This is a genomic window from Sphingorhabdus sp. (assembly GCF_046292425.1).
GTDB lineage: Bacteria > Pseudomonadota > Alphaproteobacteria > Sphingomonadales > Sphingomonadaceae > Sphingorhabdus_B.
Genome location: NZ_JBKBQV010000003.1, coordinates 36,142 through 47,359 on the forward strand (window position 1 = coordinate 36,142; position 11,218 = coordinate 47,359).

Genomic DNA, 11,218 nt, shown 5'->3' on the forward strand with positions numbered 1-11,218 from the left:
GCGGAAATACCGATCCGCCGCGGATGGGGCATTTTCGAGCCCCGATGACAGTCCGGCCTCATTGCCGGACGGCCCTTTTCATGCTCACCTGAGAGATAATCAGGGGACACAATATGCAAACGGCCCGCCGAGGCGGGCCGAGAGTGAATTTACTTACGAAGACCAAGCTTCGCGATGAGGGCGGCATAGCGCTCACCATCGATTTTTTTCAAATAGTCGAGAAGCGAACGACGCTTGTTAACCATTTGGAGGAGGCCACGACGGGAGTGGTTGTCCTTGTGGTGGTCTTTGAAATGTGAGGTCAATGCATTGATACGGTCGGTCAGGATTGCAACTTGCACTTCTGGCGATCCGGTATCGTTAGGCTCGCGAGCGTGCTCTTTGATGACCTGGGCTTTACGTTCTGCAGTAATTGACATATTTTTCCTTCGAACATCATGGAGTAAGGTTAAAGCCACGCACGGTTTTCAATATCCCGTCGATGTTCTCCACCAGTGCAAGAGGCCGCAAATCTGCGCCCCTCGCCCAATGTAGCCCATCTTTCATGGCAATCCCGGTCAAGACGCGGCCCTGTTGGACTGCCCTTGCCTGTTCCGGGGAGAGATCTAGAGCCGGGATGTCGACCAGCCCTGCCTCCATCGGCAAGATAATGTCTTCTTGGGCGGCTCCTTGGCCGAATGCATTCAGTTTGTCCAGCGAAATCGCGCTTTCCCAGGCGAACGGCCCGGCGCGTGTGCGGCGAAGCATGGACACATGACCGACTGTGCCGAGGGCATAGGCAATGTCACGCGCTAGGCTTCGGATATAAGTGCCCTTGGACACATCGGCCGTAAATGTAACAGCGTCCAGCTTACCACTGGTCGCAACATCTTGGACCGAGATGTCATGGACCGTCACAGATCGCGACTTCATCTCGACCATCTCCCCTGCCCGGGCCAAGTCATAGGCTCGCTTGCCGTCAATCTTTATCGCTGAATATGCGGGCGGAATTTGTTCGATCAGGCCCATGAACTTGACAAGAACCGCTTGAACCTCATCCATCGTAGGGCGGTGGCTTGACGTTGCGACAACAGCGCCCTCGGCATCCAATCCACTGGTTTCCGTACCAAAGCTAATGGTGAAGCTATACGTCTTCGAAGCATCAAGCATCCGCCCGCATAACTTCGTTGCCTCGCCCAAGGCAATGGGCAGGACACCAGTAGCCAGAGGGTCAAGGGTGCCACCATGACCGACTTTGACCTTGCCAAAACCCGCCTCACGCAGATTGCGCTTCACGGCGGCGACAGCGTGCGTCGAGCCAAGCCCCAGCGGTTTATCAAGGATGATCCAGCCATGCATGCCTGCCCTTTACGGCACGGCCACTTGAAGTCAATTTGAAGGGGCTACAACGTCTTTACTTGCGGCGACGGTGGCATTGTGAATCCGCTGTCGTTCCTTGCGCGGCAATGGCTTGCTGGAAGTAACAAGGCTGGCTAGCGGACAGCGTTCACCACGCACGATTATCGAACTGAATCTGTCCAATGTTGAAGATCCACGCGTGTCAAAGCCGATCGCCTGCGCGAAAGTCAGATCCTGACATGTCCCAATCACATCAGCATAATACCAGCGCCGCTGTCGATCTTCTAACCAAATGCCGTCATTGCCATCCGCTTCAAAATTCCGGATGGTCCCCTGATAAGGAAAATTAATACGCGTTTCGATGCCAAGCTCCGGCCAACCAAACGCGGCAGGCTTAGTCGCAAATGCAGGCACCGAAACAGCGGCCGCAGCGAGTAAAAAGAAGACAGGAAATATTTTCATCATGCAAACCATATCCGTGCATGGATGAACGCGAAATGAAAGCTTACACGCGCTCGCGTGCCTCGTTAAAATGTTTGCGACACATAGCAACGTAGCGGTCATCGCCGCCAATCTCGGTTTGGGCGCCGTCGACTACGGCTTTACCAGACTCGTCTACCCGCAAGTTCATTGTCGCCTTTCGACCGCAATCGCATACACCCTTAAGCTCGACGAGACTATCGGCGATTCCGAGCAAAGCAGCAGAACCTGGAAAGAGCTCTCCCTGAAAATCAGTGCGTAAGCCATAGCAGACTACGGGAATTCCGGCCCGGTCCGCAAGACTGGCTGCCTGCCAAACCTGCTCCTTGGTGAGAAACTGTGCTTCATCTATCAAGACACAAGCTAAAGGCGTCTCGTGATGCTGGGAAAGTACAGCCTTCTCGATGTCGGTCGTAAACTCGAACCGGCTTGCGTCACCAGCAAGACCAATACGCGAGCTAATCGCGCCAAAGCCGGGGCGATCATCAATCGCCGCCGTCCAAAGCATGACTTTCATGCCTCGCTCGCCATAGTTGAATGCCGCCTGCAACAAGGTCGACGATTTGCCCGCATTCATCGAAGCATAATAGAAATACAGCTTGGCCATCAGCCTTCGGTATCTGACTCTTCGTCGGTCAGGTCTTGCTGAACCTTGGGCGCGCTTAGCAATGTTTCGATATGCGTAGCCTGATCAAAGCTATCGTCCGCGAGGAACTTCAGCTTTGCGGCATATTTCATGCTCACGCGCGCTGCGACTTCCTTTTGGAAAAACGCAGTGTTGGTCCGCAGGGCCTTGAGCACGACAGCTTCATTCACGCCAAGCAGGGGTTTGATGAAAGCCGTGGCATGCCGCAAATCGGGCGACATGCGCACTTCAGTTACGCTTACACTATGGCTGTTGAGGACGTCATCATGCACCTCTCCACGCGCAAGCAATTCCGACAAGATGTGGCGAAATTGCTCACCTACGCGGAGCAGACGTACCGAACGGCCCTCGGGGCCTGTATCGTTATGTTTGGCCATAATGCTTAACTCTCAGCAACGAGCTAAAATCACAACGTCCGTTCACGCTCCTCGATCTCAAAGACTTCAAGCATATCGCCTGCCTTGACATCGTTCGTGTCTGCCAGAACGACACCGCATTCGAGGCCGGCACGGACTTCGTCGATATTGTCCTTGAAGCGACGAAGTGAAGCAATGGTTGTTTTCGAAACAATGACATCTTCGCGGGTGAGACGGGCATGGAGACCCTTCTTTATGATGCCCTCGGTGACCAACAGACCAGCTGCCTTGTCGCGTTTGCCGGATTTGAACACATCCTTGACTTCGGCACGCCCAACGACGGTTTCGATGATCTCTGGTCCCAATTCGCCTGCCATTTCCTTGGCGATGTCGGCGGTCAGGTGATAGATCACGTCGAAATATTTCAGGCGGACGCGGTCACGTTTTGCCAAAGCGGCTGCCTTGGCATTTGGACGCACGTTAAATCCGATGAGCGGCGCATTTGAAGCCGCCGCCAGCAACATGTCGGACTCGGTGATACCACCTACGCCAGCAAGCAACACGCGAACCCTGATATCGTCAGTCGAGATATTGTTGAGCGCGGTAACGATCGCTTCGACCGAACCTTGGACGTCGCCCTTGATAACCACGGGATATTCCATCGCGCGCGTGGCGGACAGGTTATCAAACAGATTTTCAAGATTCGGCGTAACTTGCGCCGTACGAACCTTGGTTGATTGTTCCTTACGGTACAATGCAACTTCGCGGGCACGGGCTTCATTCTCAACCACGGTCAAAACGTCGCCTGCCGATGGAACACCAGTCAAGCCGAGCACTTCGACAGGTGTCGCTGGACCAGCCTCCGCGACCTGCTGCCCCTTGTCGTTGATCAACGCGCGAACCTTACCGCTCTGTGCGCCGACGACAAAGATATCGCCGCGCCTCAATGTTCCGCGCTTCACGAGCACTGTGGCAACAGCACCGCGGCCCTTGTCGAGTTGCGCTTCAACAACAACGGCCTCGGCTGAACGATCCGGATTGGCTTTAAGCTCCATTACTTCGGCCTGCAACGCCAGCTTCTCAAGCAATGTATCAAGGCCAGTCTTTTTCAAGGCCGAAACTTCGACGTCCTGAACTTCGCCGCCCATGGCTTCGACAACAACTTCATGTTCAAGGAGGCGCTCGCGTACCTTTTGCGGGTTTGCGCCTTCCTTATCGACCTTGTTGATCGCGACGATCATAGGCACATTTGCAGCCTTTGCATGCTTGATGGCTTCAATTGTCTGCGGCATCAGCCCGTCATCAGCAGCAACGACCAGAATGACGATATCCGTTACCGAAGCACCGCGCTGCCGCATCTGGGTAAAGGCTTCATGCCCTGGCGTATCGAGGAAAGTGATGACCGAACCGTCCTTTGCCTTAACCTGATATGCACCAATATGTTGCGTAATGCCGCCAGCTTCGCCGGACACGACATTTGCGCCGCGTAACGCATCCAAGAGCGATGTCTTACCATGGTCGACATGGCCCATGACTGTGACGACAGGTGGACGCGACCTCATGGTTTCGGCTGCATCAACATCTTCGTCATGAACAATATCGACGTCAGCATCGGAAACGCGAGTGATGTTGTGGCCAAACTCTTCAACCAGCAACTCTGCCGTGTCCTGGTCGATCGTTTCATTGATCGTAATGGGCATACCCATTTTGAACAATGCTTTCACAAGGTCGCTGCCTTTTTCCGCCATACGATTGGCCAGTTCCTGGACAGTGATAGTTTCAGGCACGACCACGTCACGCGTTTGCTTGACCTGAGCTTGGCGGTTCCCGCCACCGTGCGAACGCTTTTCTTTTTCACGGGCACGCTTCAGCGCGGCCAATGAACGCGCACGTGCGCCATCATCACCTTCCAGAGCGCGGGTAACGGTAAGCTTGCCCGATTGGCGGCGGTCATCCGCAGCACCGCGCGTCGGACGATGCGGTGCCTTTTTAATTTCCTCACGCTCGCGCTCAGGACGCTTCGGCGCTTCAACAGGCGTAAAGCGACGCGGCGCCGGCGCTGCTCCATCCTTATTGACTTCCTCAGCAACCGGCTCAAAGGCTTCGGTGACCGCTGGAGCGGCTGTTTCAGCGACAGGTGGCGGCGGTGGCGGAGGCGGCGGTGCAGCAGCCTCCTCGCGATTTGCCTGGGCACGCAGGCGCTCTTCTTCGGCACGCTGCGCACGTTGCTCGGCTTCGCGCCGGCTGCTTTCTTCAAGCATGGCCAGACGCGCTTCTTCCGCTTCGCGCAGCAGCTTAGCCTGACGCTCCTGACGGCTTAACATGTCATTTGCGAGCGGGCGCGGCGCAGGGGCAGCGCGCACGGGCGCCGTCGCCGGGGCAACTGGGGCAGCAGGAGGCGGCGGGGGTGGGGGTGGGGCCGCAACTTCCGGTTCCGGTGCGTAACCTGGCTTGCCAACCAGCTTCTTACGCTTCACCTCGACCACCACCTTGTTGGTGCGGCCATGGCTAAAGGTCTGTTTGACTTCACCCGACTCGAGCGAACGGCTCAAAGTGAGCGGCTTGCGCGTCAAAGTCGGTTTATTGTTGGTATCATCACTCATCGAAACAGAACCCGTCCTTACTCAGTCAATTGCGGAGATGTCAGTGTCAGTGCCCCGCAAGTCCGCAACCGAAGCAGCGGAATCGAGTGGCGCATTACTGCATCCTTTGAAATTTAGCCAGCGCCCAAGATGATGCATCACCCTGTCCGCCGCTTTTTGGTTAATCAATGCGACATGGACCGCGTTCTGCCGTCCAAGTGCCGCCGATAATATATCACGGTCCACGGGCAGCTTGACACCACCTTTTCCGGAACCTTCGGCATCCTCGCCGACGCGCCATGCCTGGTCGCGCTTGCCGCTGCCGTCGGCGCTGGCATCTGACGCATGCAACAGTAGCCGAACCTGTCCGCTGCGCGATGCGGAATCGATCTTTTCTGCGCCCAATATAAGATGCCCGGCTCGCGCTTCCAACCCAAGCCGGTCCAAAAACGCTTTTTCCAGCCCTCGGTCAATGCGGCCGGTGAGATCATCGATGATATCGATCTTGTCTGTCTTGAACGCGCGGCGCAGCAAACCTGCAAGCTTGCCCTTTTGTAGCGCTTTCGACAGTTCGTCGCCGGACACACCAATCCAGGCACCACGGCCCGGGGCCTTGGCGAACAGATCAGGCGCAATGCTTCCGTCAGGACCCAGGGCAAGCCTGATGAGCTGGGCACGAGTCCCATGCTCACCTGACAATATGCACTTCCTTATTGGGGAGTGTCGGTTCTCATTGAGAGTCGTCCGCTGCAATCGCGTCCTCCCCTTTGAGTTCGGGCGTTTCCGCACCGTCTTCATCTTCGAACCAATGTGCGCGGGCAGCCATGATGATTTCATTGCCCTGTTCTTCCGAAAGTCCAAACACGGCAAGGATGCCGGCCTTGTCTTCCGTCCGGTTGCGACGCATCTCGCGATCGCTGCGTTCATTGCGGCGCGGCTCACGTGCCTTTTGGATCAGCTCATCGGTCGCCAAATCAGCAAGATCGTCGAGTGTCTTGATCCCGGCTTTACCAAGAACCACCAGCATCGCTTCGGTAAGGATTGGCAACTCAGCCAGGGCATCTTCCACGCCCAATTCCCGGCGTTCGGCACGGTTGGCTTCTTCACGGCGATCCAGCGCTTCCTGTGCGCGGTTCTGAAGCTCTTCGGCCAAACCTTCGTCAAAGCCTTCGATAGCAGCGATTTCGGACGGATCGACATAAGCAACTTCTTCAAGCTCACTAAAGCCTTCGGCGACCAGTAATTGGGCAAGCGTCTCATCAACGTCCAGTTCTTGCTGGAACATTTCCGAACGCTCGACAAATTCCTTCTGACGCTTCTCACTCGATTCCGCTTCGGTCATGATGTCGATGCCACGGCCCGTAAGCTGTGACGCCAAACGGACATTTTGTCCGCGACGGCCAATGGCCAGGCTCAATTGATCGTCAGGAACGACAACCTCAATACGCCCTTCTTCTTCATCGATTACTACGCGGCTAACCGTCGCCGGCTGAAGCGCATTTACGATAAAGGTTGCGGTGTCTTCCGACCATGGAATGATGTCGATCTTTTCGCCCTGCATTTCCTGCACAACGGCCTGAACGCGGCTACCCTTCATACCTACGCATGCGCCGACCGGGTCAATGCTGCTGTCGTAGCTGATTACGCCGATCTTGGCGCGGCTACCTGGGTCGCGAGCGGCTGCCTTGATTTCAATAACGCCGTCATAAATTTCAGGAACTTCCTGCGCGAACAATTTTTTCATGAAATCGGGATGCGCACGGCTCAAAAGGATTTGCGGACCGCGATTTTCGCGTTGCACTTTCATGATGAGCGCACGAACGCGGTCGCCGCTGCGGACGACTTCACGCGGAATTTGCTGATCACGGCGTATAACGCCTTCTGCACGGCCAAGATCTACAACAACGTGACCGAACTCGACAGATTTTACGACGCCCGTGATGATTTCGCCGGTGCGGTCCTTAAATTCTTCAAACTGGCGTTCGCGCTCTGCATCGCGCACCTTTTGAAAAATAACCTGCTTGGCGGACTGCGCATCGATACGGCCCAAATCCACAGCGGGCAATGGGTCAACGATGAAGTCGCCAACAACAGCCCCCTTCTGTAGCTTATCGGCCTGCTTCAGGTCGACTTGCTTGAAATAATCTTCGACCTCTTCCACGACTTCTACAACGCGCCAAAGGCGCAAGTCACCGGTCTGTGTGTCCAGCTTGGCACGGATGTCGTTTTCGGCCCCGTAGCGCGCACGTGCGGCACGTTGAATGGCCTCTTCGAGCGCTTCGATCACGATCGACTTATCGATCATCTTTTCGGTGGCGACCGCATTGGCAATTGCAAGCAATTCAGCCTTGTTGGCGGCAATACTACTGGCCATGTTCTTAGTCTTCCTGTGCTTCGTCGTGAATGGGTTCAGCCTCTACTTCGTCCGCCCCATCGCTGTTGATGGGGGCAGTCGACGCAATCAGGCGGTCTGTCAAGAGCAGCTTGGCATGGCCAAGTGCGGAAAAGGGGAACGTCAGCCGTCCGGCCTTGCGGTCATCGACGTTGATATTCTCACCATCGACACCTGCGAGGTCGCCGCGAATATTCTTGCGGCCATCCATGGGATCGCTCAGTTCGATCTTGGCTTCATGTCCGACCCAATCCGAAAAATCGGCAAGGCGAGTAAGTGGCCGGTCAATACCGGGCGAGCTGACTTCAAGCCGATAAGCCTCGACGATGGGGTCAAGCTCGTCAAACAGGTCGGAAATGCGATGCGACAGCGCAGCGCAATCGTCTATGTTCAACTGGCGCGTTTCAGGACGCTCTGCCATTACTTGCAGAGTTGGCTCGTCGCTTCCCTGCGCGCCGTTTGAGAACCACGCCACGCGCACCAACGAGAAGCCAAGCGCCTCCGCCTCAGGTGCGATTAAACTGCTTAGTTTATCCAGATCAGGCAAATTTCGTCTTTCTTAAGCAACATGCAATGGCTTTCAGCGCCGGCCCCAACGGCGCCAGCCCTTCCAAGTTCTCACAATGTAAGGATGACAGCGGTATAGCTCTGAAGGCTTTCATATGCAAGTGTCTTGCACATCCGTCGCATACACCCCAACTGAATCCGGCATATATCAAAGGAGCCTTACATCATGTCCAAATTATCTTTCCTGATCGGCGCATCATTTTTGGCTGCCGCTTGCCAACCATCGGTCAGTGACGCCGCCCCTGCAGGCACCAGTGGAAAACCATTTGATGTTGCTGTCGTCGCAGATTTTGATGAACCCTGGGCCATGACATTCGTCCCCGGAACTCCCTTTGCGCTCATTACCGAGAAAAAAGGTAAGTTGAAACTTTGGGAAAATGAAGGTTCCGTTGTCGAAGTGGAGGGCGTTCCCGCAGTTGCATATGGCGGCCAAGGCGGACTGGGCGACGTCATTGTCCACCCAGACTTTGCCAACAACAAATTTGTTTATCTCAGCTATGCCGAAGCTGGCGATGGCGGTTTTGGTGCAGCGGTCGCGCGTGGGAAGCTGAACGTGGCGGGTGGGAAGCCTAGCTTGGGCGACGTCCAAATTATCTGGCGGCAAGAACCAAAAGTTTCTGGTCAAGGCCATTACGGGCACCGTCTTGCCTTTGGTCCAGACGGCATGCTCTATATCAGCAGTGGCGATCGCCAAAAATTCGATCCTGCGCAAGATCTAAACCAGAATCTCGGCAAAATCGTCCGCTTGACCGATGCCGGCATGGTTCCGTCGGACAATCCGTTTTACGATCAGGGCCGCGTAAAGTCGCAAGTCTGGTCTTATGGACACCGCAATCCACTTGGCATCGCTTTTGACGCGCAGGGGCGTTTGTGGAACCAGGAAATGGGCCCTGCGGGGGGCGACGAACTAAACCTTGTTAAAAAAGCGGCCAATTATGGCTATCCGACCGTGTCCAACGGCGACCATTATGATGGCCGTAATATTCCCGACCACTCGGCAGGGGATGGCTTTGAAGCGCCCAAGGTTTTCTGGAACCCCGCAATATCGCCCGGCGGCTTGATGATTTATTCCGGCGACATGTTTAAAGAATGGAAGGGCAGCGCATTCATTGGTGGCTTGGGCGCAAAAGCTTTGGTCCGCGTCAAGCTGGATGGCGAGAATGCCACCAAGGCCGATCAGTGGGACATGGGTGCACGCATCCGCGAAGTGGAACAAGGCCCAGATGGTGCAATCTGGGTGCTTGAGGACGAACGTGCCGGTTCTCAGGGCCGCTTGCTAAAGTTGACGCCGAAAAAGTAACAGCACCGGCGGCGGCGCTTTTAACGCGCCGCCGTTACCGTTCCAGTCAAATCGGCCAGAAAAGACCGGACGCGCTTCGCGTTCATTCCAAGGTCACTCACCCCTACACGGCTGACCGACCGCATGTCGACGATGCTACCCTCACCCGTGTCCGATGGGCGGACGCGCAATACAACATCGTCCTTAAACTGGAAAAACGCGCTTGTGTCTGTTGCTTCCAGACGACCTTCTTCAGGCAGCGAAATCGCTACGTCCCAATCACGCGCTTTCGCAAGGCGCTCTGCCTTGGCGACAACCAGGGGTACAGGTTCATTGATGCGGACAGAACGAATGTCGCCATAAGCTCTTTGATGCACCACGCTCCAACGTTGCTGCGGCGTTAGTCCACGCATGTCCTCGTCATCCGCGCCGGGAATATTATCAAGATTATCAGCTCGCAACTGCAATGTCTGGAATGCTGGCGGATCAGCAAGGTCAGTGGAAACATCATGGATTGCAGGCACCGTCAGGGCCTTAATAAGAAACGTACCAACCCACCCGACGTAAACCAGTGCGACAAGCATACCCATCCAGCGGCGGACGCGCGGTGGTGGCGCTGTCAGTCTCCGCGCGCGCCATTGCTGAAAGAGACCAATTAGAATGGCGCCGAGTCCCAAGAAAAATGCCCACGTTACCCCCTTCAACCCTGAGGAATATTCCCAGAAACCCCAACCTGTCCCTACTGCAGAGACGAAGCCCCAGACCAGTGCGCCAACGCCCGCCACGAGCACCAAATATCCGGCATAGTCTTTTTTATGTGAAGGTGATGTGGTCGGCTGGACAGGAGCGGGTGAAACTGTTGGTTCCGGTGTCTCGTGAGGCACTTGTTGATCATTCACCATGTCGTCTCCTGACTGACAAAATTATGTAAGCCCAGCACGCTAACGGATGTTCCGTAGAAAGGCAATTTACCGGAAACCATATTGTCGTTGACCGATATTCAATGGACAAACATGTTCCAGAATGACAGGGCGCGCCGACATTTGTATCACACTCCAGCGAACCGGCAGGCCAGATTAATATGCAGATCACGCCCCTATCCGGCACGTCTTCTGATGCGCTAAGCGCGCTACTTGATGATGCTTTCGGGGCTGATCGCCATGCGCGCACGGCTTATTTGCTCCGCAAAGGGATGAAGCCAGTCAATCATCTGTCCTTTGGCATTGTGGATGGCGGACAACTTGTCGCAAGCATTCAATGCTGGCCCGTCCGCGTCGGCAAGGCGGAGTTGTTCTTGGTGGGGCCGGTCGCCGTCGCGACTAATCGGCAAAACAGCGGGCTTGGAAAGCGTTTAATGCAATTGATGCTGGATGCGGTGAAGCCCCAAGACCCGCCGATGGTAATGATCGGCGATCCGGAATATTATGCTCGTTTCGGCTTTGTGAGCGAGGGCACCGCTGGCTGGACTTTGCCAGGGCCATGGGATCCAAAGCGCTTGCTGCTGCGCAATACAAAGTTGGTGGAACTTCCTGCGCGGGGAGTGCTCGGTCCTGCGGACTAAGCTTTGACGACTGGCGG

At 55.6% G+C, this 11,218-nt stretch carries 12 protein-coding genes; 2 read left to right on the forward strand and 10 right to left on the reverse strand.

What is annotated here, in order from left to right:
* Positions 1–149: 149 nt before the first annotated feature.
* The 9 genes from rpsO to rimP are packed head-to-tail and all read right to left on the reverse strand — an operon-like array spanning position 150 to position 8,341.
* Positions 150–419, reverse strand: a complete 270-nt coding sequence (gene rpsO / locus ACK4S7_RS01325) for a 30S ribosomal protein S15 (RefSeq protein ID WP_409643718.1) — start codon at positions 417–419, stop codon at positions 150–152.
* Positions 420–435: 16 nt separating this feature from the next.
* Positions 436–1,338, reverse strand: coding sequence for a tRNA pseudouridine(55) synthase TruB (gene truB / locus ACK4S7_RS01330; protein ID WP_409643720.1), 903 nt, complete (start codon positions 1,336–1,338; stop codon positions 436–438).
* A gap of 30 nt (positions 1,339–1,368) precedes the next feature.
* On the reverse strand, positions 1,369–1,803 hold the full coding sequence (locus ACK4S7_RS01335; RefSeq protein WP_409643722.1) for a DUF6491 family protein: 435 nt from the start codon (positions 1,801–1,803) through the stop codon (positions 1,369–1,371).
* Between the two features lie 40 nt (positions 1,804–1,843).
* The gene (locus ACK4S7_RS01340) at positions 1,844–2,425 is read right to left on the reverse strand and encodes a thymidine kinase (protein ID WP_409643724.1); all 582 of its coding nucleotides are present in this window, start codon (positions 2,423–2,425) and stop codon (positions 1,844–1,846) included.
* Positions 2,425–2,841, reverse strand: a complete 417-nt coding sequence (gene rbfA / locus ACK4S7_RS01345) for a 30S ribosome-binding factor RbfA (protein ID WP_409643726.1) — start codon at positions 2,839–2,841, stop codon at positions 2,425–2,427. Before rbfA ends, ACK4S7_RS01340 begins: the two co-directional genes overlap by 1 nt.
* Before the next feature lie 29 nt (positions 2,842–2,870).
* The gene (gene infB / locus ACK4S7_RS01350; protein WP_409643728.1) at positions 2,871–5,423 is read right to left on the reverse strand and encodes a translation initiation factor IF-2; all 2,553 of its coding nucleotides are present in this window, start codon (positions 5,421–5,423) and stop codon (positions 2,871–2,873) included.
* Between the two features lie 21 nt (positions 5,424–5,444).
* The gene (locus tag ACK4S7_RS01355; RefSeq protein WP_409643730.1) at positions 5,445–6,101 is read right to left on the reverse strand and encodes a DUF448 domain-containing protein; all 657 of its coding nucleotides are present in this window, start codon (positions 6,099–6,101) and stop codon (positions 5,445–5,447) included.
* 31 nt (positions 6,102–6,132) lie between these two features.
* Positions 6,133–7,776 (reverse strand): transcription termination factor NusA, encoded by a 1,644-nt coding sequence (nusA, locus tag ACK4S7_RS01360; RefSeq protein ID WP_409643732.1) that lies wholly within the window; start codon positions 7,774–7,776, stop codon positions 6,133–6,135.
* A gap of 4 nt (positions 7,777–7,780) precedes the next feature.
* A complete protein-coding gene (gene rimP / locus ACK4S7_RS01365) occupies positions 7,781–8,341 on the reverse strand; it encodes a ribosome maturation protein RimP (protein WP_409643735.1) in 561 nt (186 codons plus the stop codon).
* Between the two features lie 186 nt (positions 8,342–8,527).
* Here rimP and ACK4S7_RS01370 point away from each other — a divergent pair, with 186 nt between their 5' ends.
* Positions 8,528–9,661 (forward strand): PQQ-dependent sugar dehydrogenase, encoded by a 1,134-nt coding sequence (locus ACK4S7_RS01370; protein ID WP_409643737.1) that lies wholly within the window; start codon positions 8,528–8,530, stop codon positions 9,659–9,661.
* 20 nt (positions 9,662–9,681) lie between these two features.
* Here the strand turns inward: ACK4S7_RS01370 and ACK4S7_RS01375 are convergent, their stop codons facing one another.
* On the reverse strand, positions 9,682–10,542 hold the full coding sequence (locus ACK4S7_RS01375; protein ID WP_409643739.1) for a DUF1499 domain-containing protein: 861 nt from the start codon (positions 10,540–10,542) through the stop codon (positions 9,682–9,684).
* Between the two features lie 179 nt (positions 10,543–10,721).
* Between ACK4S7_RS01375 and ACK4S7_RS01380 the strand changes: the two genes are divergently transcribed.
* On the forward strand, positions 10,722–11,201 hold the full coding sequence (locus ACK4S7_RS01380) for a GNAT family N-acetyltransferase (RefSeq protein WP_409643741.1): 480 nt from the start codon (positions 10,722–10,724) through the stop codon (positions 11,199–11,201).
* Positions 11,202–11,218 lie beyond the last annotated feature (17 nt).